We start from the raw sequence: 26,386 nt of genomic DNA on the forward strand, positions 1-26,386 counted from the left end.
GGTCATGTAATATTATGGAAGTTGTGTTGCGTTTTCTTTTCAAATATAATTAATATATTACAAAAATTATAGAGGGATGACGCTTGGCAAAGCGGTACATCTCTTATTTTTTAGTAAGGGAAATTATTATTTTGAAAGGAGTCAGTAATTTTGAGGAAACAATTTAAATTGTTCTTATGCGTAATACTAGTTTTAGTAATGAATAACAATTTGTTTACTATAACTGGTCTTGCTCAAGTAGACACTACAAAACCAGTATTAAAATCCATAAGTGTGGATAAAACGGCAGTAACCGCAGGGCAAAGTGTAGGCATTACCGTGGAGGCAGCAGATGAAGAGGGCGGCAGCGGAATAAAGTCAGCAGATGTTTATTACAGCAGTCCGGTAACCTCCAAAACCAAAAGTATAAGACTAGCTCAAAATGCTGATGGAAAATACATAGGCCAGTTAGCCATGACAGAAAATGATGAATCGGGAACATGGATTATACAGCGAGTAGTCATAACGGATAACACGGGTAACTATAATGCTATTTATAATTCCAAAAACAAAGGAACCCTCACTTCCTGGAATCAGCAGGACTTTAGTTATTGCAATTTTGAATTAAGCGGGACAGTAGTTGATACAGTAAAGCCGGAATTGAAATCAATTAGTATCAATAAAACATCGGTAACGGCAGGACAAAGTGTTGAAGTAACTGTAGATGCAGCAGATGAGGAGGGAGGCAGCGGAATAAAGTCAGTAGACGTTTATTACAGCAGTCCGGTAACCTCCAAAACCAAAAGTATAAGACTATCTCAAAATGCTGATGGAAAGTACATAGGCCAGTTAGCCATGACAGAAAATGATGAATCGGGAACATGGATTATACAGCGAGTAGTCATAACGGATCATACAGGAAATTATAATGCAATCTATAATTCAAAAAATAAGCAAACTCTAACATCCTGGAATCAGCAGGACTTCAGCCACTGCAATTTTGAATTAAGCGGGACAGTGGTGGATACAGTAAAACCTGAACTAATATCCATAAGTGTGGAAAAACCATCCGTAACAGCTGGACAGGGTGTAGAACTTACTGTAGAAGCGGCAGATGAAGAGGGCGGCAGTGGCATAGAATCCGTAGTCGTCTATTATAGTAGTCCAGTAACTTTCAAAACCAAATATGTGAGATTAACTAAAGATACGGACGAAAAATATAAGGGTAAATTATATATGGCCCATGATGATGAATTGGGAACATGGATTGTACAGCGAATAGTTATAACAGATCATACAGGAAATTATAATGCTATTTATAATTCAAAAAATGAAAAGACCCTAACTTCATGGAACCAGCAGGATTTCAGTCATTGTAATTTTGATTTAAATGAAAATGATTCAATTATAAACGGATCATACGTTTTAACACAGAATGAATACTGGACGAGCCATACGTTTGAAGGTGATGTATATATTGGACCTGAGGCTATATTAACAATCGATGGTCCTATTACCGTAAATGGGGACATTTATGTATTAGGTGGATTGAAAAACTATGGGGATTTAAATGTAAATGGAAATATTTATGCCACTTCGTTCTTATGGGGAACTTCAGATTTTAAAAATGGAACAGTGTTGATGTTAGGCGGAAATAACCATATTAGCGGCATGAATTCCTCGAATCAGCCGATCAAGAATGTACCATTATCCATCGAAAACGATCAAATCATTGCTGTGAATGGGGTTATAACAAATATTGAAGGGACTACATTACCTATTATGGCCTTATCTCTAGAAGGGAATAAGGTTGAGATAAACAGTGATGGGTCATTTAAAGTGGCCTCAATAAATATTGGAGAAAAAGATCATATTACATTTGAGTTTACTGATATATTTGGCAATAGAATACTTGAAGAGTATCCAGTTAAGGTTATCGATACAATATCTCCAACAGCTGAAGCTGATGTTAAAGGCGGCTTATATGTAAAAGGGAAAGAAGTCGAATTACAAATGTCTGAAGAGGGATCCATCTATTATTCAGTAGATGGCGGAGACCCATTTGCTGAAGGTATGATCTATTCAGGGCCGTTAGTTATCGCTCAAAATGCAAACTTAAAATTTGGAGCAAAAGATAAGGCAGGAAACCTATCACCAGTTTACATGGAAGAATACAATTTTTACTCTATCAATGAAATAACCGATATTTCTAATAAAGTTACTGGTAAAGCGGAAGCTGGAACTTTCTTTGAGGTTATGTTTAATAATCAAGTTATAGGAAGCAGAGAGGCGGATTCTAATGGCGCAATAATTATAGAAATCCCAGTTCAGCAGGCAGGGACTAAATTAAAGATATTGGCAACTGATAGAAATGGAAATAAAGGTGAAGCGATTGAGTTGGCTGTGCAGGATGTGACCCCTCCCGGGAAGCCGGCAGTTGATAAAATAACAGATCAATCCGAACAAATAACCGGAGCAGCTGAAAAGGAATCTGAAGTAATAGTTAAGGTTAAAACCAATAGCTGGAGAGGAATCGTGGATGAAGAAGGCAAGTTTTCAATAAATATACCAAAGCAAAAGGCTGGAACCTTAATTGAAGTAACTGTAAAAGATCGTGCTGGAAATGTGAGTGAGACTTTGGAAGTTACTGTAGCAGATGAAACAGCTCCTTCTGAACCAACCGTAAATAAAGTAACCGATCAATCAACTGCTGTTACTGGACTGGCGGAAAGTATGGCAGAGGTGACAGTACAAATTGGAAGCGAGAGATGGAAAGGTAAAGCAACCTCAGAGGGAAAGTTTACGATTAACATTCCTAAACAAAAAGCAGGTACTATAATGGGGGTAACTGCGACAGATACTGCTGGAAATGAAAGTTCAGCTGTAAAAGTAACTGTAGTAGATGAAACTCCTCCAGCAGCTCCGGTTGTCAAAGGATTAACAGATCTAGAAAATGCCATTACAGGGTTAGCTGAACAAGGGTCAACTGTAATTGCCATGGGTTCCGGAATAGAGTTAGGGCATTCAATCACTGAACTAAATGGACAGTTTACTATTGTTATAGAAAAACAACCAGCAGGAAGTACAATTGAAGTCATCGCTATAGACAAAGCGGGTAATGCAAGTGCTGTTGCAAAAGTCACAATTACTGATGAAAAACCTCAAATTCAGAAGCTAGTCGGAAAGACACGCTATACAACTGCAGTGGAAATATCACAGGCTGGCTGGGATAAATCTGAGACAGTATTTTTAGTAAATGGATGGGCGATTGCAGATGGGCTAACGGCAACACCATTAGCTTCAGCCAAGGATGCTCCTATCCTATTAACAACCAAAAATTCTTTGCCGGAGGAAACTCTAGCTGAAATTGAGCGGTTAAAAGCGAAGAATATTGTATTAATTGGCGGGTCGGGTGTTATTTCTGATCAAATTAAGAGCAATTTACTCTCAAAAGGACACACGGTTACCCGAATTGGCGGCAAAACCCGGTATGATACTTCATTACTGATCGCACAGGAGCTTGATAAATTAATCGATGTCCATACGGTTTATATGGCTTATGGGCATGGTGAACCTGATGCCTTGTCGATTGCTGCTCAGTCTGGTCAAGCAAAACAGCCGATTATCTTAACAGAGAAAAATGCAGTGCCAGCAAAAACTTATTCATGGTTAAAGGGTGAAGGACTTAATACTTCGTATTTCATTGGTGGTAAAGGTGTAATATCCCCAGTTATTATGGATGAGGTAAACAAAATTACTAGCAAAAATGTATTAAATAACCGTTTGAGCGGTATTAACCGCCAGGAAACAAATGCAAAGGTCATTGAAGCATTCTATCTGCAGTCAGAACTGCCTACTATTATGGTTGCTCACTCTCATACAGCTAAATTAGTGGATGCTTTAGCAGCAGGGCCATTGGCTGCTAAATATAATGTACCGGTATTATTAGTTTCTAATCAGCTGGATCCTTCCCAATTAAATGCTATGGCAGGGAAACGTGCGAATGCAGTTCATCAAATTGGCGGAGGAATTGACCATTCTTTATTAAATGATCTTGTCAATTTATTGAATTAATAGGAAGCTGAATCAATAATTTAATATAAGAGGTTTGGCAACAATATATTATATTCCTAATTTATGGTATACTTTCTCTGAATCATTTTAGGAGGAAGTAGCGTGGAAAGTCAAAAAGGAAAGTATAATTTCTTTAGGATAATTTTATGGGGAACTTTATTTATAATAGAAATAATAAACTGTAAAATACGAAATAAAATAAAACCATCTCTAAAATGAGATGGTTTTATTTAAATATATTTAGAAACTCCGGATAATATACTGTGAGCAAGATGGCCAACCCTAAGAATATGATTACTCCAAAGTTTAGAATATAAAGGATCTTAATCCCTAAATCGTAGCGTTCTTTATTATATTTTCTTTTAGTCACTTTAACCGACTCCAAATAATAAATATATAATAATGGAAATGAAATAATATCTTATGGTTATCGAATTTTTAAATACTATTTATAAAAATCCTCTTTCACTTTAAGTGAAAGAGGATTCTCTTTAATTAAGCTCTAAATGAGTTTTTAATTCATTCTGAACGCGCTGTTTTTCCTCATCCGGGACCATTAGGTAATAGACTTTATCAATTTTTGTTCCAGAACCTTTGATAGACATTTGTTCAACAGATTTTGCTGCTGCCCGATAGTTTTTCTGGATATCCACCATTTCATTGAATTTCATATTGGTTTTAATATTATTGCCGAGAGCTGTGAATATTTCATCATAGTTTGTTAAAGAGGATAAGCTTGCACCTTCTTTAAGCACCCCTTGGATTACCTCACGCTGCCTAAGCTGGCGGCCAAAGTCACCTCTCGGGTCGTCATATCTCATTCTGGAGAACTTTAATGCCTTTTCTCCATTTAAAGTTAACTGTCCTTTTGTAAAATGAACACCTTCATAAGTGAAATCTAAATCATTATTCACTGTTACTCCGCCAACGGCATCAACAATATCCTTAAAGCCTTCCATGTTGATTTGCATATAGTAATCAATAGGGATGTCAAGGAAGTTCTCTACAGTATTCATGGACATCTCAACGCCGCCGAATGCATAGGCATGGTTAATCTTATCGTCAAAACCTTTTCCAATAATTTCTGTCCTTGTATCACGCGGAATACTAAGCATTTTAACTGAGTTTTGGTTTGGGTTAACGCTTAGAACAATCATGGAATCCGAGCGGCCGCGGTCTCCCTCGCGCTCATCGACACCAAGCATCAATACAGAGAAAGGTTCCTTCTTCTCCAGCGTAATTTGCTCTGTCCGCTTTTCGGACTTCTCTCTTTCTATCGGTTCATGCATTGTTTCTACTGCACTTGTTAATGATTTATATACGGTATAACCATATACTCCTGTGCCGATTAATATTAACAAAATCAAAATTCCGGTCACACGGAGCCAGGTTCGTTTTTTCTTTTTATTCTCTGACCTCATTGTTGTTCCCTCCACATAAATTTACAAAAAGTTACATCATAGATAATAGAATATCAGAATTCTATTAAATTTGATACTGAAATTTTATTCTGGGGGAAAAAACTATATGAATAAAGTCATAGTTTGATTCCTCCTTTAATAATAGACGAAAGGGAGGGGCAGTTAGTTGCAAAAAATAGAGGTGGCTCTAAAGCCATCTCTCATCTTGTAGAAAACCTTTTATATAAAAAATAGAGATTAGTAAAAGGGGATTTCTAATTGTTTCATTTATCCTAAACCACTATCGGCTGTGAATATTATGGCAATTGACACGTGAATGAAATATTTTTGTAATAAAAATGAAATATTTTTGGTAATTTTTGAAACATTTTCTTTTTGTGATCGTCTAAATATTGAATGATTAAAAGGGAGAGATGTTTAAATGAAAAGTAAATTGTATTCTATTATTTTTATGGCATTATTTTTATTAATTGCTGGTGCATTTTATTATGAAGGGGCACCAGAGAACGTAGCTGCTAATCAGGAACCTGATTTATCAAATGAATCCATGCAGCTTGAAATAGGCTCAATGGATGAAAAAAATCTAGAATCGGAAAAAGCTGAAAACCCTAAAGAAATTCAAAAGGAAATAACTAAAAAACATGAGGAAAAAGAAGTTTTAAATAAGGAAATAAAAGAAACAAATGAAGAAAAAGAAAATGAAAAGGTTATTGAAACCGATACTGAACCTATTGTCGAGGAGGAAGATGTATTAGAAGACTCAATTAAAATTGGCGGATATCAGTATGTGAACTTTATGGACGTTGCAAAATTTCAACATTTAATTAACGTTGCAAACAAATATGATTCAAAACTTTATGCAGTACCTAATACTGATCTTTTTGCCATTGTAAAAAATGGTGAACCTATTTTTCATAAGAGCACGGGATTCTCTTCCACACCATTAAATTCTTCTGCACTTCTTAAAGATGTATTCAATGGAGATGGTTTTATCTATAAAGGCATTTCAGAGAATATTGATTTTGTTTCAGAAACAAGTGCAAAAGTTACAGTTGAATTTGAACAAAGACAAGGTTATACCATTTATCAAAAAGATGGATGGATTGTGGTGTCTTGGTAATTTAGTAATATGAAAAGTCCTATATGTAATGTATCTAGAAAGGAAGTCATTTCATGAAAAAATTGTTTGCAATATTAACTCTTCTTATATTTTTAGTCGGATGTAACAGTGAAACAGTTTCTGAAAAAAATGAAAGCGGTACTGAAACCGATGATATAACAGTAGAGAAAAGTTCAGAAAGTTTAACAAATAATCAAGAAGATAAAAGTAATGATGTAAAAAAAAATAGCAGTACTGTAGAAATGGAAAGCCAAGAACAAAAAGATAGCCAGCAAGAATCAAAAAGTAAAGCAGAAGATAAAAATGTAAGTAATGACATAGATAAGAATATAGGAATTAAGGAAATATACATGGAAAAACTCAATGACATTGAAAAAGCAGCAACTGAAATACGTCAAAAAGATGATGATACGACATTAGGAATGACCAAATCCGAAGAAGTAATTTTAGCAAAATGGGATCAAATTTTAAATGAAATTTATCAAGTACTGGAAAAGCAACTTTCTACAACTGAAATGGAAAAGCTAAGAGTGGAACAAAGAAAGTGGATCGCCTATAGAGATGACACAGCAAAAGAAGCAGCAAAGAAATATGAAGGAGGAACAATGGAATCGCTGGAATATATAGCCTCTCAAACAGGGACAACGAAAGAGAGAAGCTATGATTTAGTTGAGAGTTACATGAATTAATTTTATTATTTGCAAGAGGGGATATTTCATTTGCTTGCATAAATATTATTGGGCATGGTTGTAAAATGTGCAGGGGAAGTTAGTGAGAATAATACTAGAAAGTATTGCATAAAAGGGTGATCAATATGGGAATATCAACCGCTCCCCCAAAAACAATCGTGATTGGTGGCGGGTTAGGTGGACTTTCAGCAGCAAATGCATTGCAGCAGTTAGGCTTGGACGTTTCTGTATACGAGAAAACTGCGGAACTAAAGGAATTGGGTGCAGGAATTGTTTTGGCTGCAAATGCTATGAAGGCATTGGATAAGCTGGGTATAGGTGAACAGGTTCGCAAAATAGGGGCTCCCGTTAAAAAAGCAGAAATACGGACTTGGGATGGAAAACTGCTGGTTGATTTACCGGTTCATGAACAGGCAAAACAATATGGGACATACAGTTATTTAATTCATCGGGCAGATTTACAAAGCATTTTATATCAAAATTTAAAGCCGGGTACTGTCATTTTAGGGAAAAAGCTTATTAGCAGAGAACAGGATACATTGAAAATCAGGGCGATATTTGAGAAAGAGGAGGTTGTCGAAGGTGGTCTTTTAATCGGTGCCGACGGAGTTCATTCCCAAGTAAGGAGATTGTTAGTTGGCTCAACACCTATTCGTTATTCTGGGTTTACTGCTATTCGCGGCATATCTCATTTTGATGATGTGCGCTTTCCCATTGAACTGGGAGGTGGTTTTGAGGCTTGGGGACCCGGTAAAAGGTTCGGATTCTCTCATTTGGGTAAAGGTCGAATTTTTTGGTTTGCAGCTATCAATACCCCAGAGGGAACATTGAAGATTACACAAAACAGGAAAAAAGCTGCTTTGGAGCATTTTAAGGGATGGTGGGGACCTATAGAAGATGTCATTGAGTCCACTAAGGAAACAAATATTCTCGCTCATGAAATTTTTGATAGAAAACCGATTAAATCATGGAGTCAAGGAAGGGCTATTTTACTTGGGGACGCGGCTCATCCGATGCTGCCGAATTTGGGGCAAGGGGGAGCCCAGGCTTTAGAAGATGCTATAGTATTATCACGCTGCATTGAGAAACATCCAGAAAACATTCAACAAGCTTTTAGGGATTATGAAAAAATGAGAATTCCTCGAACCACACAAATTGTACGGGGATCTAGAGTTATGGGCAGATTTATGCAGCTTGAGAACCCTGCTGCAATCCAATTCAGAAACCTTCTGCTGAGTGCAATGCCTGGCTCAATTCAAATTAAGCGCTTAGAATGGTTGATTGGGTATGAGGTGTAAGAAGGTTTGATAACTGCGGAAGATACGGTTGATATATGTGTTTATCTGCAACCCATTCACTATAATATTGTTCTCTTTTTCGAGATATGATAACTATTAAATATGACAACCCCCACTTTTACAGAAGTGGGGGTTGTCTGGTCTCAGAGATGCACAAAGCTATCTCTATCTTTCTATCATTTTTCCAAGTTCATTCTCAATACCAACCACTGACTTACCGCCAAGGAATTGGAAGTGATCGTACTTTTTCTCCAGAATTGTCGTTTTAATAGGATCTTTAATGGAAGCTGGCGGTGTTAACAGAAGGTGTGAGTTCTTTTTAGCTGCCAGAACTGCTCCTGTTAAAGCATCTGCAAAATTATAGCCGGTGGCTACAAAGGCTTGTTCACTGCCCATTTCTAAATTCCTTATAATATCGGCGTTTGTTCCAAAACGATCTGTTCCTCTGAAACGGACAGTGTTTAGGTTAGCGATCGCATTATCACTGATAACACCAAAGCCGCCAGCAACAAGCGTTTTGCTAAAGCCCTTCAGGATAGTCGCTGTCGCGGCAGGAATTTTATTCGTCTCAGTTAAAAGAATAGGATATCCGTTCCTGGCTGCATAAGGAGCAATCGCAAGTGCGTCTGGGAAGTTGCGTCCATATGCAAGGACGGCCTTATCTCCCTTATTAGGCATATGCATAGCAATTTCATTTGCCGTTTCAAATCTGGTTTTGCCGCCGAGACGGCTAATTTCCAAAATTCCTAGTTGTTTAAGTTCAGTTTCTACATTTCTGCTTACAGCACCGGTACCGCCAAGGATATAGGCTTTTTTGGGCTTCAATCTTCTAATCTCGGCTTTTGTTGAATCTGGTAAGCTATTAACCTTAGTTAATAGCATTGGTGCATCCAGCTGATAGGCTAGCGGAGTCCCGGCTAGTGCATCAGGAAAATCTTCTCCATAGGCAAGCACAACTGTGTCTGCACCATCCTTCCAACCTTCCTGAGATATGGAAACCGCTGTATCATAACGGGTTTTTCCGTATAATCTTTTGCCAAGATGCTTGAGGTCACTTGAGGCAGTATAAGCCGTTCTGCCATCCTGCATCTCTACTTTATACCAGACGTATTGCCGGAACCGCATCTTGTCATCAGCTAATCCATATTTGTTTGATTGATCATAAGCAAATGATTTATCCAGTACTCTCACAGCTTCTCTTTCGCCTGATGGAAGATCCTTCAGCGATTTTGATAAACTGGAGGGAGCCTCCCGGAAGTTCGCGCTATCCGCGGAAAGCAAGATATCATTTTGTGTAAATTTATGCTCTGTCTTATGCAGCAGATGCTCAGGAATTTCATAACGATCCTTTTTGAAGATTAAAAGGTGATCTGGTTCACCGCTATATTCGAAATCCTCAGGCTTAAAGTCAAATGGAATCGGCTGAATATCCATTCCAATATAAAAGGAATCGTTCATTAACCTAAAGAACTTTTCCTGATAAGCATCTTCATTTCTGCTTCCATCTGTTGTTAATTTTAATGGGCTATTTTCCTCAACTCTGCCGTTATAAGCTAGAATAGCAAAATACCAGCTTTCGAGAATGTCACGGTCATTATTATTTAAGGTTGGCAGTTTGCCATCAACACCGCGAAATTTCTCATCAAGCTTTTGCAAACCGGCATTAATATTGTATTCGATGTCAGTCTTTAATAGTTCTTCATTAAATCTGTCATCATTTGTTACCTGCATAATGCCGATTCCGCCATCAGGCGCTACATATGGTTTTCCGTCCTTAAATTGGTTCCATCCGCTTTCCTGATAGGCGAGTGTTTTAGCGATTTCTGGCGGGATATTCTTTGCCAGAGCCGCTTCTGTTAGCAGCTTGTTAGTCTCATAGTATGTAGGAATTTCATAAGTTTCTTCAGCCATGCTTGTCGCAGGGCTGAAAGATCCAAAAAACAGGCTAAATACAAGTAAAAAAGGTACAGCTTTTTTAACCATTCTCCTCCGCCTTTCAATAGTCTCTCTATAAAATCCTACCATTCTTTTAAAACCAAAATCCACAAATATATGACAAATTTCTCCTTTTACTGATGCCATCTGCTTTCCAGGTATGTATTTGCATTTTCAAAATAGTCTGTTACTGAGATTTGCCCGATCTGAAATTTGCCTTCCTCAGGGGACCACTCGCTATAAGCATCCAAAGCGGTTTTGTACTTCTCCGCATGTTCCTCACTTATTTCATCTTTGCCTGTATAGGATAAATTTTCGAATTGCTGAATGGGGATATGGTAATAACCTGCCTTTTTAATTGTCCCTTCTTTTTGCAGGGCCTTTAAAGCCTTACCAGTTGAAGCGTGGTCCGGATGTGGGTCATGATAAGTCATCACATGATGGGTCGCACCAGGGTAGTCCTTTTCCATATCAATCATGATTTCTTTTACCATATCAGGCGTAAATTCAGCATCCGGCAAATCGTAAATATGGATGTTTTCAGGTTTCACCCCCATTGCCTCTACGGATTTTTTAAACTCCTTAATCCTGGCCTCGCCAAATTCCTCCGGAGAAATGTTATCATATCCCTCTTCCTGAAGCTTTGTGTTCACCTTATGATAGGCACTGCTGGCCAGTCCTTTGGACAGCAATATGACAATGACATTTTTATCTTCTTCCACTGCCTTTATAATCGACCCTCCCATGCTTAATACTTCGTCATCTGCATGGGGAGAATAAAAAATAACTGTTTCTTTTTTAAACAAGAAATATCCGCCAATAAATAATGCTATGATTAAAAATATACTTATCAATCGTTTCAAGAAAAGTCCTCTTTTCTGCGTTTTTTTCCATGAAGTATTATATCATATAACAGTAATGACATTTGCTAGAAAGGACATTGTTTATGGAACGTGCATTAAAGGAAACACCGAAAAAAAGAAGATTTCGCTCCCTTGATATAACAAGGGGACTGATTGTATTGCTGTCTGTGTTTTTATTTCATATTCCGGCAGGAGGATACGAGTATCTCCGCCATGCCAGATGGTACGATATTACAATCATGGACTATATATTGCCTGGATTTATAACCGTTTTTGGAGTAGGGATGGCTTTTGCCTATCATCGCGGCGTTAACTGGAGCAAGCTCATTAAGAGAACTATACGGTTAATAATCTATGGATTAATCTTTAATATGATTGTCGATTGGAAAGTTGATTTATCTACTATACGCATTACAGGGGTACTTCAATTATATGGAGTTCTTGGGCTGCTTGCAGTTATTATCTCCACTCTCGTAAAATCATGGCGATTGCTTATCCCTGTTGTTGCTTTCATCCTGCTTATTCATGGATATATTTTATTCTCATTTAGCCAAAGCTGTACGGACGGACTTTTGCAGCCGGACTGCAATCCGTCAGGCATCATTGATGTTGCCGTATTCGGCGCTGAACATTTGTATCATCAGGGAAAAATGGGGTATGACCCAGAAGGTTTTATGACGGTAATAGGGGCTCTATCGAATGTGCTCCTGGGCATAATAGCGGGAAAAATTTTGTTGGAAAAGCGTGATAAGGGAGCCTGGAAAGAATTAATTCTTTTTGGAGCAGTTGTATTGCTTCTTTCTTATGCAGCTTCAAACTTCTTGCCTTTTAATAAAAAAATCTGGACTCCTTCATTTGCGATGCTGACAGCTGGAAGCGTAATTACTGTATTCGCCTTTATCCATCTGATATTTGATCAGCTAAGAAATACGAAAAAAACTATATTTTCATGGTATATAGAAGCGTTTGGCCGAAATAGCTTCCTCATTTATTTTGGCAAGTTTATCGTTTATTCATTCCTGGCCCGCATAATGATTGATGCTGGAGGGGAAGAGGTGTCTTTTTCGGCCTGGCTATTAAGTAAAATGGACCTGATCACCCAATATCCGCAGCTTGCCTATGCCGGCGTGATGCTTTTAGCCTGGTCTGCTGTGGCTATTATTCTCCACTTGAAAAAGTGGTATGTGAAGGCTTAATGACTATAAAAAATAGGAGAAAAGGAGACCTTGTCATTAGTGTCTCCTTTTTTTGTATCGAAAGTAATAGGTTTAATATTTAGAACTATCTAAATATTGATTGACTAACAATCTAGCAATTTGTAAAATATAACTATTAATACCAATTTTGTAAAAGGAGGCAGGTCTTGTCTTAGGAATATTGTACTAGGGTCAATTGTACATAGCATTCTTATAATCTAAAGGATAATGGGGGAAGAAAAAAGGTGAAAAAACAAAATAGGAAAAAGGCCGGTAAAATAGCTTCATATGCCCTTACTTCTGCATTAGTTTTATCAAGCTTCAGCTACACAGCTTCTGCAACTACCAAAAGTTCAAATGACTTCTACGACCAAAAAATTAGCCAAATTAAAGAATTAAAAGCAGAGACATTAAAGAAAACAGAACTTAAAGATAAGACTCTTAAATCTGAATTAAAAGCTTCTGATAAAGTTCGCGTAATTGTTGAACTTGACGGAAAAACACCTTTAGAGACTGCAACTGAAGAAGGCAAACTTTACAAAGAATTATCAGAATCGACAAAAAAATCACTGGCTTCAAAAGTGATAAAACAGCAAAGTTCGGTGAAAAGTGCGATTAAATCAAAGGGTGTAAAATTTGAATATCTTAAAAACTTCTCTACCGCTTTTAATGGATTCAGCGGTGAAGTAAAATACGGGGAAGTCGCTAAAATTGAAGGTTTATCTGGTGTTAAAGCAGTTTACTTAGCCAATGCTTACAACCGTCCAGAAGTAGAGCCTAACATGAAGACAAGCCACAGTTTTATCCAGTCAGCTGCCACTTGGGGAGATGCCGGATATAAAGGGGAAGGAATGATTGTTTCCGTAATTGACACAGGTGTCGATCCTTCCCATAAAGATTTCCAGAATATTGATAAAGCCAATGCTGATCTGGAAAAGAGCGAAGTAGATGCCCTTGTTAAAGAAGATGGCCTAAAAGGTAAATATTATTCAGATAAAGTACCTTATGGCTATAACTACTATGACAGCAATGACACTATTTTAGACCTTGGACCTGCTGCCTCCATGCATGGTATGCACGTTGCCGGTACAGTCGCAGCAAATGGGGATGAAAAAACTGGAGGCATCAAGGGTGTCGCTCCTGAAGCACAGGTTCTTGGCATGAAAGTATTCAGTAACGATCCGAATTTCCCGTCAACATGGTCTGATGTTTATTTAGCGGCCATTGATGATTCTATTAAACTCGGTGCAGATGTATTAAATATGAGCTTAGGTTCAACTGCTGCCTTTTATGAGGAAAATGGAGCCGAAGATGTTGCGATTACAAGAGCTGTAGAAAACGGAATTGTAGCAGCTGTTTCTGCGGGTAACTCTGCACATCTAGGAAGCGGCTGGGATGCGCCATATGCTAAGAACCCGGATATTGGGGTTGTTGGATCTCCAGGATTAAATCCGGATACACTGCAGGTTGCTGCTTCAGGTAACGTAGCATATTTATACCAGCATCAAGCAACAGTAGGCGGAAAGACATTTACTGGATATGGAGTGGATGATTGGTCCAGTCTGGCTGCTTCTGGTTTAGAGCTTGTAAGCTTATCTCAGGCAAATGGTGTGACGGAAGAAAGCGGAAAGGCTTGTAAAGTTTGCGGAAACCCTTCTGATTACGAAGGTGTCGATGTAGAAGGCAAGATTGTCGTTGTTAAGCGCGGAACTCTATCATTCTTTGACAAAACAGTAAATGCTGCAGAAGCAGGTGCAGCTGGGATCATTGTATATGATTCAGGCGGCGGAACATTCTATGAGAACCAGGGCGGCTGGGATGTGCCGTTTATGATGCTTTCAGCTGGTGATGGAGAAGAACTTGAAAAAGCGATTGCGAATGGTGATGCAACTGCTTCTGTTGCCCAAACCAGCAAAAAAGAAGATCCGGTAATGGGCCGAATGACTGACTTCACTTCATGGGGTGTAACGCCTGATTTAAGGTTGAAGCCTGAAATCACAGCTCCTGGCGGAAATATCTACTCTACTGTAAATGACGATAAGTACACAGTTATGAGCGGAACTTCCATGGCAGCTCCTCATGTTGCCGGCGGATCTGCATTGGTTCAGCAATATCTGCAAGAGGATGACAGATTCTCTGATCTGGATTTTGAACAGCGTACAAGATTGGCGAAGGTGCTATTAGTTAATACAGCGAAAACAATTGATGATGTTCATGGACAGCCTTTCTCACCTCGCCGTCAGGGTGCTGGCATGATGCAAACATTTAGCGCTGTTTCTTCACCAGCTATTTTAACTGAGCAGTCAACAGGGGAAGCGAAAGTAGAACTTTTTGACTTTAAAGAAACTAAATTTGACCTGCCTTTAGCGGTTACCAATATTTCTGAATCAGAAGAAGTTACTTATAACGTAAAAACACGTGTACTAGCTGATACAATTCAGCAGGTTGAAGGCGAAGAAGACCGCAATGCTCTAATTGCCGGGGATCTTACTGGTGTTGAAGTTGATGGTCCTGAGACAGTGACAGTGGCTCCAGGTGAAACTGTAGAGTTCACAGTCACAGTTGATATCTCTAAAGCAAAACTTCCAGGGTTGGATAAGGATGGAAAGCCAATTTCCCTTAACCTTAAAGAAGATATCTTTGTAGAAGGTTTTGTGCATTTAGAAGATGCCAAGAAAGATAGTGCAAACCCAACACTAACTGTACCTTACCTGGGATTCTATGGTGAGTGGGACCGCCCTGAAATCTTCGATGGCTTTAAGACTCTAGGGGAAAACAGATTCTATGATGCGTTCCCTACAGAGACAGATATGCTGGTTGAAAATGGTGATTATTTCGCAGATATGTTAAAAGTAGATGGCAAGGATGTATACGCATTCTCACCGAATGGCGATGGCAACCTTGACGATATCAACGCTCTTCCAGCTATGCTTCGTAATGCCAAGGAATTGCAGACGAATATCCTTGATAAAGATGGCAAGCAGGTAGCAAGAGTAAATCTTGAATCAAATGTCAGAAAGAATTGGTTTGATTCAGGTGATACCAATCCTTATGACTTCAATCCTGAACGCGCCTGGGATGGAAAAATTAAAGGAGAAGCGGCGGAAGATGGCTTATATTACTATGAGCTAAAAGGAAAAGTTCATTACGAGGGTGCTGAATGGCAAACGAAGAAAGTGCCTGTATACGTAGATAAAACAGCTCCTAAGCTTGAGGCTGAATATGATGCTGAAACCAAAACTGTAAGCTGGGAAGCTTCTGATGCAGGTGTTGGTATTGCGGCTTATGCTGTGTTTGTAAATGGAGTGAAAGTAGCTGATGCAGCTGCAGATAAAACAAGTGTTGTTCTTGATTCCATTCCTGATAAAGCTGTTGTTGAAGTAGCTGCTGTCGATAAGGTTTATAATGTGTCCTTCGATGAAGTAGCTGTAGGGGATTCTGGTCTCCCAATCATTGATGTCTCTACTGATGAGCTTGTTCCATTTGGACAATACAATACTCGTTCCATTACATTCTCTGGACTGGTACATGAGGATATCGCCCTTAAGTCTTTAACTGTAAATGGCAAGGATGTTTCTTTCAAGCAAAACGATAAAGGGGAATATGAATTTACAGCAACTGTTACGTTTGAACAGGACGGAAAATATGATGTCCAAATCGTAGCAACAGACGTTTCCGGAAAAGAGTTTTCATTTGCCCGCAAAATCATGATTGATACAACCAGCCCTGTATTAAACACGGATGCTCCTAGATTTGTTGATAAAGAAGTTGAAGAAGTTACATTTAATGTTGATATTGAAGATAACTTCAATGCCTTTACATTATTATTAGATGGGGAAAAGGTATTCGTTCAGCAGATGGAAGAATTGGCTGAGCCTGATACTGCAACTGCGGAAGTTACTGTTCCTGTAAAAGAAGGGGACAACTCCTTCACATTAACTCTTGTAGATGGTGCAGGAAACGAAACTGAACAAGAAGTAAGCATCTACCGTAACGAAGATGCCGAACGTGTAAACCGTATTTCTGGTGCTGACCGTTATGTGACAGCTGTTGAAATCAGCAAAAAAGGCTGGACTGAAGCTGATACTGTCGTATTGGCACGCGGTGATAACTATGCCGATGCTCTTGCGGGTATCCCGTTAGCTAAGAAGAATGATGCTCCATTGCTATTAACAAAACCGAACAGTCTTTCGGATGCAACAAAGGCTGAAATTGAGCGTTTAGGTGCCAAAAATGTAATTATTCTCGGAGGAAAAGGTGCTGTAAGTGAAGCAATTGCTCAAGACCTGGAAGACTCTGGATTAAATGTTGATCGTTTATCCGGCAAAGACCGTTTTGCAACAGCTGCAGCCATTGCATATGAGGTAGCTCCTAATGGAGCAGAAGAAGTTGTTGTAGTTAGAGGCAAGGACTTCCCAGATGCTCTATCTGCTGCTGCCTATGCGGCTTCAAATGGAATGCCGATTCTATTAACTGAAATGTATAGCCTTCCATCTGTAACAAGCACTGCTATCAGAGATTTAGGTGCTACCAAGTCACTGGTAATTGGCGGAACTGGAGTTGTTTCTTTCTCAGTAGCAAGTGAATTGCCTAACCCTTACCGTATTGGCGGGAAGACTCGTTATGAAACTTCTTTAAATGTTGCCAAGCATTTTGATAACGGTGCTTACGAGTACTATGTAGCAACTGGAAAGCAATTTGCCGATGCTCTTGCGGGTGCCGCTTTAGCTGCTAAGAATGATACAGGCATTTTGTTAACTGATGCTAACTTGCCGGCAGAGACAGAAGCTTTCCTTGCTGAAGAATCCGTGGAAAAGGTTACGGTACTTGGTGGAAAAGGTGCTGTTAGCGAGACTGTATTTACTAAGTTAAAAAATCTATTTAAGTAATTGAAAAAAGAAGGCTGACTCAAATGAGTCAGCCTTTTTCACTTTCTAAAGAATGGTCAGGATTGCGTTCCCTTCTTAAATATTCTCTTTTTTGAACAATATATCCAAGGGTCACCCCATACAGCAGCCACATCGGCCAGAAGTAAAATAAGCTGCTTGGCCCCAGGCAAGATATCGCAAATCCAATGAAGCTTAAGAAAAGGGTCAAAGCCAGTTTATTTGTCCTTTTATCAGACCAGTAAATCAAATATAACTGGATTAAGATATAGCCAAAGAATACGCAATAACCTGTGAATATAATAAGCCCATAGTTTGTGAGGACCTCAAGCCACCAGTTATGGGGATTAGTGAAGCCCAGTGTATTAAACATAGGATTAATATTATGCTGGAAGTTTCCTGGACCGACTCCTAACATAAAGGATTGAAAGGATGAATAGAGACCATTTAAGTATAAATTCATCCTTATGAAACCTGATCCCTGTCCAGCTTTGATCCCTTCAAATAATGAAGCATTTGCAAGATAATAAAAGATGCCAGCTGCTGCTAGGAATAGGAGTGGGCTGAATAGCAGAAATAGACGGGTGCCATGTTTAATCAGGTTTTTAAATGATAGTAATGCAAATAGAAGTACTTGCAGAACAATCGCCATTACACTTAATCGGGCATCATTTAAATACGTAATTAACAAGATGGCAATAATCATACCGGCATTTATTAATTTGAATAATATCGGCTTTTTTAGCAGTCCCGCTAAATAGAATGGAACGATCATGACTAAGTATAAAGCAAAGTCATTTTCATTGTAAAAGAAGCCTGTAGCCCGACTCGCTGTGGCATCCGTAAATCTTTCTGCTTCAATAACGAAACGGGAGGTAGGCAAATGGATATTAAATTTAAACTCCAACACAGAGATCAGTACCAATACAAAGCCGCTAATCCAAAATGTTTTCGTTATCAAGCTGCTCTTAAGGTGCTGCAGTAAAAAGATCAAAACAATAATTAACAATAAGAAGACGGCAAAGTAATAAAGCTCCTTCACTGCTGTCCCTTTATTGCTTGTCCATACTAGCGAAAGGGCGCCATAGTAAAACCAAATTCCCAGAAATGCCAGCGGGAATTTAATATGATCAGTAATCAAAGGATTTCTCTTAAGAAAAATCTGATCAAGCATAATAATGAATAGCACTCCGATAACCAGCCTTAATAGTGTTATTCGTAAGGGGCCAATGGGAACATTAAAGAAAAACGAGTCTATAAAAATCAGAGCAAATACAACTATATAAGCTGTGGCTTTCCAATTCATGTTGAGTACCTCTAAACTAGAGTTTGATATATTCTTAAAATTTGTTTCGTAATCACTTCTTCACTGAATCTTGCCGAACAATCTTCGCGTATTTCTTTTGAGTCATAATCTGAGTAGTTATGGCAGACCTTTTCCATCGCTTGGCGGAGCTTTTCTTCGTTATCAACAGGAACAATAATTCCGTTCTTTTCATTAACAATCGAACGGGGTCCTCCCGAGTCTGTTGAAATCACCGGCTTTCCGCAGGCCAGGGCCTCAATTAGCACAACCCCGAAGGTTTCAAATTTACTGGCAAGTACAAAAGCGTCACACGCATTCATCTGCTGTATTACTTCATCCCGGTTTATTGCACCCAGAAATATAACTTGCTTATCAACACCCAAGGTTTTGGCCAGGTTCATTAATTCTTCTTTTTGGGCGCCGTCTCCACCGATAAATAGCTCCGCTTCCTGATCTTTGAAGCCGCCGGCAAAACTTCTGATCAGTAAGTCCATCCCCTTATTGGGCGTTAATAAAGCCAGCGAGAAGAATCTAAACTTATTCGTTTTGCCTGTCTCAACAAGCTCTGCATTCTGAAAGCTTTTGAAATCTACTATGTTGGGGATTTCAATAATTTCTTTGTCTGTATAAAGCGCCAGTGATCTTTTTAAACTTGGTCCAACTGAAATAATTCTGTCTGTTTGCTTCAGCGTTTTAATGATTTCTTTTTCTTCATATGGCTTAAGCAGGCCTCTAACTAGTTTGCTCGAATGCTCGGTAACAACAAGAGGAATCTTTTCTTCCGCCGCTATTTTTGCTGCTGCCCAGCCCCCCCAAAGACATGAGTGGGCATGGATAATATCTGGCTTCCCTTCTGCTTTAGCCATTTGGCTGAACAGTGTTTTTAATCTTAAATAATAGATATATCCTGTAGCATAAGGGATTCTGGCAGGGAAGGGGTTATACCCTCTGTAGCGGTATGTTTTTATACCATCCTCATCCTCGACTTTGATCCCTTTTTTCCAATTGGCATTATAGGAACGCATGGTCTTTATTTCAGGATAGATAACAGTAACGTCACATCCGCTTTTTTGGATAGCTTTTGCCTGCTCCTTGAAGAATATGCCTAAAATCGGATTTTCTTTAATAGGGTACCATGAAGGGATGATTAAGACTTTCATGATCTTTTAACCGCCTTATTGATTAGTCGTTTGAAAAGGATAAGATCCTCTTTTTGCAGTAGAAGCATCTTTGAATAAGATACGCCAGTTTCCCTTTTGAATAAAAACATTTTAACCAGTGTACTTAAACTATAAGTGACTGAGGTACTTATAGCTGCCCCAGCTATTCCAACTTTGGGAATGAGCAGGATATTTAAAATAATATTAGAAGCTACTGTGAAAATAGAAGTGTACATATTTAGCTCTGGCTTCCCTCTCCCTGCCAGATCATTGGAAAGTATTCGATCAACAGAGAATAAGATAATTCCAGGCAGCAGCATTTTTAAAATATCGGAACTGTCTGCATATGCCTCTCCAAATAGCAATCTGAAAATGAGATCGCTGGCAAAGTAAAAAACGATACCGGCTATTATAGAAAAGAATAGAACGTTTCTGCTTATAACGCTTGTTAGTTTATTTTTACTATCAACATCACTTGAAGAAGAGATGGCTGGGTATAAAACAGAAGAAATGGATTGAGAAACAATCCATAACCTTTCTGCGATACTGACAGCCACTCCGTATAAGCCAACCGCCGCTGGGTTAAGGAACATTGAAATAAGGTAGATATCAGCTCTGTAATTTATGAATGACAATACATTGCTGAAATGGGCTTTAAAGCCGAATGAGAAGGATTCCTTAAAATAAGCCTTGGAAAAGCTCCCTGATAACAAATTGGTTTTTAGATTTTTATTCAGCAGGATTAGCGTTACTATAAATTGCGTTACAACCCCTGCAATAAAAGCAATGACTGTTCCGACAAGACCGATCTTGAGCACAAAAATAAATAAAACCAGAGTAATCAATGCGGCCAGCTGCCTTAATAGAGCCAGTGAATTAAAGGATTTAAAATCCTGGACTCCCTGAAAAATAACCAGATAAAAATCATTAAGCATTAGCAGCGGCATGATCAGCAGAATGAAGTAAAGGTAATTTGGCGGCACCCCTTCAAAGAACTTGTCCGAAAAAAACATAACTCCTATAAGGCCAATAATGACAGCTGCAAGACTTAAAACAGCTCCTGAAGCAGTATTCGTCTTGATAATATCCTTTATGTCATATTTCTTCTGTCCAACGTAATACACACTGGAGGTACCTACACCCAAATTAAGCAGGGTCATAAGGGTAGTAGGAAGCAGGACAATCAGCTGGTACAAGCCATTCCCCTCTGGCCCCAATGATCTTGCAATAATTATGGAGGCCAAAAGGCCAAGTAAAATCCCTGAGATTTGCCTGCTTAATGTCATGATCGTATTTTTAACAAATGAATTGCTCATATAAACACCTTCTGTTTTTAACCGGCAAAACCCTTAAAACACCAGTGGCATCAAGGATTTTAAGGGTTTCAATATTATAAAACTATTTTCGCTCCGATAATGCGCGGCGAGCGTTAATGATATATTTCCAAAGCACTAGAAGGACCAGCATTAGTTGGAAGCCAAAGGCACCTGCCAATAGGATATTTTTTAAAAGATTATTTGATGACTGAACTGTTGATACTTCTATTAGCTCTGGGCTCTCTGCTAAAGCTAGATCATATTCAGCCTCACCAAGGTCCGCTCTATACTTTTCTGCAACTTCCTCTTTATTTATTAATACCTCAATATAATTGACACGCTTTTCTTCATCTGCATTTTCATCAATTAGTTGAGTATATTGTGAAATGGCCTCTTCTGTTTTATTCACTTTTTCCTCAAGGGCATTTTTGTATTTTTCCTGAACTTTGTACTGTTTATTAAAGCGATCTATCAGATCATCTGAATATTGTTCTCCCAATTTTTTTGTATTGGATTCAACATCTTCTTTATCAGGTCCACTTAAGCTTAGTGTAATTTGTAGCGGTTCAGCAATTTTAACATTTAGAGAACCACGAAGGTTTTGTGGAACTTCTTCTTTATATTCTTCAGTGATTAAGATAGGTTTGGACAATTTTTCATTATTTCCGTTCCCAGTAAAAACCAGCGCAGTCGAAGTATACACAGTCTGCTTTGTATAACTAAGCCCGGCACCAATCACCATGCACAAAATAGTAAAGCCAATCAGCAGAAGCTTCTTTTTCCAAATGAACTTGATATAGTCGTAAACAGGATATTTTATCTTCTCCATTAGTAATTCTCCTTAAAATTATCAAAATAAAAACATTTTTATCTTACCATAGATATCTAAAATAATTCCACCTGCGGCATATTGATATAATGGTTTGAATTTACTTTTTATGAAGTAAGTGTAAATCTATGAGAGGCAATGGATAAACATTAAGTGATTACGTATTAGATCATTTTTCTTATAACTTGAACAAATATTCCTTGCATGCTCGTCTAACTATTGAAAGGGGGATGAAGATGAATGCCGAAAAAATAGAAAATGGCAATCCCAATCATAACATAGAACAAATAATAGAAGAACTTATGATTGAGCATGGAAACGAACTAACCTTTCTTGCCTATTCTTACGTAAAAAACGCTGAGGAAGCAAAAGACATTGTACAGAACGTGTTTGTAGCTGCCTTTCAGCACTTGACATCATTTAGAGGTGATAGTTCCATAAAAACTTGGCTTTATCAGATTACGATTAATAAATGCAAGGACCATTTGAAAAGCTCCTTGTTTAAACGAGTAGTCCTCTTAGGTACGAACCCTGTAACAAACAAAAAGGAATCTCCTATTGATGAAAACTATTTGGAGCAGGAAGCTTCTAAGGTAATTAAAAAAGCAGTTTTTACATTAAGGTTAAAGTACAGGGAAGTCATTTTGATGAGATATTATCAGGATTTAACCATAAAGGAAATCTCCACTATACTAAATCTTCCAGAAGCAACAGTACATACAAGGCTTCGCCGGGCCAAGAAGCAGCTGGCACCTTTATTGGAAAAGGAGGTATTTTCAAATGAATAGCCCTTTTAACCATTTACATAAAATGCTGACTGAAGAAGAAAAAGAGAAATTGAAATTTACCGCAGATGACCGTAAAGCTGTTTTTAGAAAAATACAAGAAAATAAGGAACCGCCTAAAAGGAAAGGAAATATAGTTCAAACGGCTGCTGCATATGTCCTTGCACCTGTTGCACTTGCCATTATAACATTAGCTGTCCTGCTGCAAACTCCATTAAAGCAGGAGGTGGTTACAGCATTGCCGTTTCTTGAAACCTTCCTATCCAAATATGGGGATGAAGGGCAAAAGGAAGCGGTTAAAGAAAACAAAGTGCAGGTTATTAATCAATCAGTTGTAAGTGAAGGGGTCAGAATTACCATTCATGAAGTGCTATATGATGGAGCACGAATTTCTATTTCATATTCACTTGAGCCTGAGGATGATAAATTGAAAGAAAACCTTCTTGATATTTTTCTATTTAATATAAGTGTTGATGGTGAGAAAGTAAGAGAATATGGATTATCAGGCGGGGGGGAGAAAAAACAGGGGAATAAGATTATTAAAGTGCAAAATTTAGAGATCGAAAAGAACCTGCCAAACCAATTCACCCTAGATTTTAATATTCAAGAATTGATCGCCTCCAGTCCTGATAATATGGAGTCGCAATTCATCAAGGGTGAATGGGAGTTTTCCTTCCCTATCAAGAGGATTGGTGAAATATATACGATAAATCCAAATGCATCAAAGACTACCGAATTAGGTGAATTAAAAGTAAATAAAATCGCATTTGCTCCAAGCGGTGTTCTCTTGGAGATAGAACGCAAACAAAAAACAGAGTTAATCAATAACGGGAAAGTAATCGATTACAAGCTGCTGGATGAAGACGGAAATGAGCTAAAGCAAATAGGGGGCACAAGTGATACTTTTAGATATAAATCTGGATTTGGAACAGGGAAAGGGAAGAGGATCTACACTCCAGTTGAAGACATACCGGAATCCATTACCCTCAAATCGTATTATAGATTTTTCGAGCCGGATCAAATAAAGGAATATACAGCAACCATTTCTGAGAAACTGCCTCTTTATTTGCCCCAAGGGGAAGGCGGAGGTCTTGTTGTGAAGAAAGTCGAAAAAAAGCCAAATGAAGTCTGGGTGTATTTCGATGTAGAGGGTGACTTTGCTGAAGAGAGAAAGTACGATCTTTCCTTACAAAAGGGCAAGGCAATGACCCCCGCAAGCAGAATTGATAGCGAAGGGGATCTAGACAATAAAAAGCGCAAAAATCAATTAATAAAATTCAAAACTCCATATAATGATGATTTATATTTCCGTACAACGAATTATATACCTGAATGGGTCAAAGGCTGGGAATTAAAGATTCCTATAGATAGGAATCAGCTGAGCAAGGAGTAAAGTGCACAATCCTGCAAGGAGTAAGCATAATAGTAAAAGGCGGGCATAGAGGCCCGCCTTATTTCATTTCAAATACTTTTCTAACCATATTGTTTTCCAATAAAAACTTCGAATCTTGAACGTCATTCCTTAATTTATTATAGACACCTCTGCAAGCCTCAATATCTGCTTTTTTGCCTGTTCGATTGTCTACGCAGGTTCCCGATTCAAATTGCCCATCATGTGAGGCCGTGTAATCGTAATCATCGGTAAAATAGGTGAATCTGGTTGTTTCATAGGCAAATCCTGCAAACCCTTCTTCTTTTAAGTCGAGTGATTCACCAAATTGAATGAGAGGCCCTTGAATCCCTAAAAGAGTAGAAATGGTCGGGTAAATGTCCATTTGGCTTGTCGTAATGGTATTCACTTGCCCCTTTACCTGTCCAGGGTGATGGATGATCAGCGGCACCCTGAAACGTTCTTTTTCATCAAACGTGATTCCGAGAAGTTTCTTTATTTCAGCTTCATTCTTTGGAACCAATCCATAGTGATCACCATACATAACGAATATGGTATCATCCCATAAATTGTCCTTCTTAAGTTCCTCTATAAAGCTGCCTAAGGCCTGATCAAAATAATGGACACTTTGAAGGTAATTTCCTGTTGGTGTATCTTTGAATTCAGGAGGCAGATCAAGGAATTGTTTTTCAATCGGCAATTCAAAAGGTCTATGGACAGATAGCGTAACGATAAAGTTATAAAAAGGCTTTTCCATCTCTTTGTAAAGGTCTTTCATTTGATTAAAAATACTCTCATCCGAGATACCCATCCCAATAATATCTTTTCGATCAATTTTGGGATGATTAATATGATAAAACTGATCATATCCCTGCTGTCGGTATGCTTCCTGCCGATTCCAGAAATCCGGGCTGTTTCCATGAGTGGCACTCGTTGTGTACCCCATTTTATTTAGGGCCACAGGCAGAGAGAGAAAGTGGTTATCAGGGTAAGTTTGATAGATCCCTTTGGCGGCAATCGGATACATTGAATTATTGGCAACAAACTCGGCATCTGAGGTGTTTCCACGCCCGATCTGCAGATAAGTATTCGGGTAGTAGCTGCTTGATGCTATTAATTGATCAATATTGGGTGTAATGTCTTGACCTTTAATGTTTATCCCGATAGGGAAGGTATTAAGAGATTCTGCCTGAACCATAATCAGGTTTTTCCCTTTATATTTTCCAAAGATTGCGGACTCTGCTGGCGTTTCAAATTTATCTTCGAATTTTTGCTTTAATATGGCCAGCTGTTCTTTTTGCTGCTTGGCATATTCCTCAGCCAAAGCCTTTTCACGGTAGCTTTGGGCAATATCATAAATATGTGCAGGAATGATGCCTGTTAAGGAAACCTTGTACTGATCTGTGTGGGCAGGCTGTAAAGGAAGAAACGCAGCAATCAATATGGCAGCCATTCCAAGTCCCGCGGCAGCAGCAGCTTGCTTAATGCGGTTATTGTCAGAAACATTCTTTTTGAATATGAAATAAAAGGAGATCGCCAGTAAAGGAAGGTCAGCCCAATAAAGCAGATCAGACTTGTACATTAATGAGACAACTGAATCAGCAATTTCTCCCAGCTGGTTTGCCTGTCCGGCTAATTCAATATGAAGAATAGCATCATAGTATCTTTCGTAGACTACATCTGCGTATAAAAGAAAAGACATGAGGGAGTAGACCAAAAAAGCCGCCAAGCTTCCTATTAAAGACCTCCTTGCGAAAAACATGGAGGCAATGACCAGCCCAAACCCTGCTGAAGAAAGAAGAATCAATTTTTTATGAGGACTTAGATCAAGCTCCTCTATAAAATAGAGGGTTTTAAAAAACCAGAATGCTGTGACCAGCCCGATCAATAATATAGGTAAATACCAATAAGGTCTTTTTATATACTGCTTCATATTTCACATCCTTAAATTACTAGTTTGTTAGAAGAATTCGTATAACAAATATTAACAAATAAACATAGTAATTTAAAGGAATTTTTACAGAAATTTAACATTTTAATATTGAAGAAAAGAATGGATATCATTGGATATAAGATATAAAAAGGGAGTTTTCAGATATAAGTAACTGAATTGTAATATAAAATGGATGTTTTTATCGT

General features: G+C 38.4%; 16 protein-coding genes. 8 read left to right on the forward strand and 8 right to left on the reverse strand.

Translation table 11 applies throughout. The features are described 5' to 3' along the window. Positions 1-150 precede the first annotated feature (150 nt). Positions 151-4,053, forward strand: a complete 3,903-nt coding sequence (locus QUF73_19730; GenBank protein ID MDM5228361.1) for an Ig-like domain-containing protein — start codon at positions 151-153, stop codon at positions 4,051-4,053. A 491-nt stretch (positions 4,054-4,544) separates the two neighbouring features. Here the strand turns inward: QUF73_19730 and QUF73_19735 are convergent, their stop codons facing one another. Next, entirely contained in the window at positions 4,545-5,474 is a 930-nt protein-coding gene (locus tag QUF73_19735; protein ID MDM5228362.1) for a LytR family transcriptional regulator, read from the reverse strand. A gap of 421 nt (positions 5,475-5,895) precedes the next feature. On the opposite strand from QUF73_19735, the gene QUF73_19740 reads away from it, so the two are divergent. The 3 genes from QUF73_19740 (at position 5,896) to QUF73_19750 (ending at position 8,581) form a co-directional block, all read left to right on the forward strand. After that, entirely contained in the window at positions 5,896-6,594 is a 699-nt protein-coding gene (locus tag QUF73_19740; protein MDM5228363.1) for a hypothetical protein, read from the forward strand. 53 nt (positions 6,595-6,647) lie between these two features. Then, on the forward strand, positions 6,648-7,283 hold the full coding sequence (locus QUF73_19745) for a DUF1311 domain-containing protein (protein MDM5228364.1): 636 nt from the start codon (positions 6,648-6,650) through the stop codon (positions 7,281-7,283). Between the two features lie 125 nt (positions 7,284-7,408). Further along, positions 7,409-8,581 (forward strand): FAD-dependent monooxygenase, encoded by a 1,173-nt coding sequence (locus QUF73_19750; protein MDM5228365.1) that lies wholly within the window; start codon positions 7,409-7,411, stop codon positions 8,579-8,581. A 165-nt stretch (positions 8,582-8,746) separates the two neighbouring features. Here QUF73_19750 and QUF73_19755 read toward each other — a convergent pair whose 3' ends face one another. Both QUF73_19755 and QUF73_19760 read right to left on the reverse strand, forming a co-directional pair. After that, the gene (locus QUF73_19755; GenBank protein MDM5228366.1) at positions 8,747-10,564 is read right to left on the reverse strand and encodes a cell wall-binding repeat-containing protein; all 1,818 of its coding nucleotides are present in this window, start codon (positions 10,562-10,564) and stop codon (positions 8,747-8,749) included. Positions 10,565-10,650: 86 nt separating this feature from the next. Further along, the gene (locus QUF73_19760; protein MDM5228367.1) at positions 10,651-11,379 is read right to left on the reverse strand and encodes a PIG-L family deacetylase; all 729 of its coding nucleotides are present in this window, start codon (positions 11,377-11,379) and stop codon (positions 10,651-10,653) included. 83 nt (positions 11,380-11,462) lie between these two features. On the opposite strand from QUF73_19760, the gene QUF73_19765 reads away from it, so the two are divergent. Then, positions 11,463-12,575 (forward strand): heparan-alpha-glucosaminide N-acetyltransferase domain-containing protein, encoded by a 1,113-nt coding sequence (locus tag QUF73_19765; protein MDM5228368.1) that lies wholly within the window; start codon positions 11,463-11,465, stop codon positions 12,573-12,575. 245 nt (positions 12,576-12,820) lie between these two features. Next, positions 12,821-17,464, forward strand: coding sequence for a cell wall-binding repeat-containing protein (locus tag QUF73_19770; protein MDM5228369.1), 4,644 nt, complete (start codon positions 12,821-12,823; stop codon positions 17,462-17,464). A gap of 28 nt (positions 17,465-17,492) precedes the next feature. Here QUF73_19770 and QUF73_19775 read toward each other — a convergent pair whose 3' ends face one another. From QUF73_19775 to QUF73_19790, 4 genes are all read right to left on the reverse strand, one after another. Beyond that, positions 17,493-18,767: a hypothetical protein gene (locus QUF73_19775; protein ID MDM5228370.1), complete on the reverse strand. Its 1,275-nt coding sequence runs from the start codon at positions 18,765-18,767 to the stop codon at positions 17,493-17,495. Between the two features lie 11 nt (positions 18,768-18,778). Beyond that, on the reverse strand, positions 18,779-19,927 hold the full coding sequence (locus QUF73_19780; GenBank protein MDM5228371.1) for a glycosyltransferase: 1,149 nt from the start codon (positions 19,925-19,927) through the stop codon (positions 18,779-18,781). Beyond that, entirely contained in the window at positions 19,924-21,243 is a 1,320-nt protein-coding gene (locus QUF73_19785) for a flippase (GenBank protein ID MDM5228372.1), read from the reverse strand. The genes QUF73_19780 and QUF73_19785 overlap by 4 nt, the downstream gene beginning before the upstream one ends. Positions 21,244-21,325: 82 nt before the next feature. Then, entirely contained in the window at positions 21,326-22,072 is a 747-nt protein-coding gene (locus tag QUF73_19790) for a Wzz/FepE/Etk N-terminal domain-containing protein (GenBank protein ID MDM5228373.1), read from the reverse strand. Positions 22,073-22,308: 236 nt separating this feature from the next. Between QUF73_19790 and QUF73_19795 the strand changes: the two genes are divergently transcribed. Both QUF73_19795 and QUF73_19800 read left to right on the forward strand, forming a co-directional pair. Next, complete coding sequence (locus tag QUF73_19795; GenBank protein ID MDM5228374.1) at positions 22,309-22,860, forward strand: sigma-70 family RNA polymerase sigma factor; 552 nt, start codon at positions 22,309-22,311, stop codon at positions 22,858-22,860. Continuing rightward, on the forward strand, positions 22,853-24,250 hold the full coding sequence (locus tag QUF73_19800) for a DUF4179 domain-containing protein (GenBank protein ID MDM5228375.1): 1,398 nt from the start codon (positions 22,853-22,855) through the stop codon (positions 24,248-24,250). Before QUF73_19795 ends, QUF73_19800 begins: the two co-directional genes overlap by 8 nt. Positions 24,251-24,308: 58 nt before the next feature. Here QUF73_19800 and QUF73_19805 read toward each other — a convergent pair whose 3' ends face one another. Beyond that, complete coding sequence (locus QUF73_19805) at positions 24,309-26,180, reverse strand: LTA synthase family protein (GenBank protein ID MDM5228376.1); 1,872 nt, start codon at positions 26,178-26,180, stop codon at positions 24,309-24,311. Positions 26,181-26,386: the final 206 nt, after the last annotated feature.

The organism is Cytobacillus sp. NJ13, assembly GCA_030348385.1.
Classification (GTDB): Bacteria; Bacillota; Bacilli; order Bacillales; family Cytobacillaceae; genus Cytobacillus.

What these genes read in the sequence shown, in the direction of transcription:
- QUF73_19735 (MDM5228362.1), bottom strand. Translation starts at nt 5,474, where the DNA reads ATGAGGTCAGAGAATAAAAAGAAAAAACGAACCTGGCTCCGTGTGACC.
- QUF73_19740 (MDM5228363.1), top strand. Translation starts at nt 5,896, where the DNA reads ATGAAAAGTAAATTGTATTCTATTATTTTTATGGCATTATTTTTATTA.
- QUF73_19745 (MDM5228364.1), top strand. Translation starts at nt 6,648, where the DNA reads ATGAAAAAATTGTTTGCAATATTAACTCTTCTTATATTTTTAGTCGGA.
- QUF73_19750 (MDM5228365.1), top strand. Translation starts at nt 7,409, where the DNA reads ATGGGAATATCAACCGCTCCCCCAAAAACAATCGTGATTGGTGGCGGG.
- QUF73_19755 (MDM5228366.1), bottom strand. Translation starts at nt 10,564, where the DNA reads ATGGTTAAAAAAGCTGTACCTTTTTTACTTGTATTTAGCCTGTTTTTT.
- QUF73_19765 (MDM5228368.1), top strand. Translation starts at nt 11,463, where the DNA reads ATGGAACGTGCATTAAAGGAAACACCGAAAAAAAGAAGATTTCGCTCC.
- QUF73_19775 (MDM5228370.1), bottom strand. Translation starts at nt 18,767, where the DNA reads ATGAATTGGAAAGCCACAGCTTATATAGTTGTATTTGCTCTGATTTTT.
- QUF73_19780 (MDM5228371.1), bottom strand. Translation starts at nt 19,927, where the DNA reads ATGAAAGTCTTAATCATCCCTTCATGGTACCCTATTAAAGAAAATCCG.
- QUF73_19785 (MDM5228372.1), bottom strand. Translation starts at nt 21,243, where the DNA reads ATGAGCAATTCATTTGTTAAAAATACGATCATGACATTAAGCAGGCAA.
- QUF73_19790 (MDM5228373.1), bottom strand. Translation starts at nt 22,072, where the DNA reads ATGGAGAAGATAAAATATCCTGTTTACGACTATATCAAGTTCATTTGG.
- QUF73_19795 (MDM5228374.1), top strand. Translation starts at nt 22,309, where the DNA reads ATGAATGCCGAAAAAATAGAAAATGGCAATCCCAATCATAACATAGAA.
- QUF73_19800 (MDM5228375.1), top strand. Translation starts at nt 22,853, where the DNA reads ATGAATAGCCCTTTTAACCATTTACATAAAATGCTGACTGAAGAAGAA.
- QUF73_19805 (MDM5228376.1), bottom strand. Translation starts at nt 26,180, where the DNA reads ATGAAGCAGTATATAAAAAGACCTTATTGGTATTTACCTATATTATTG.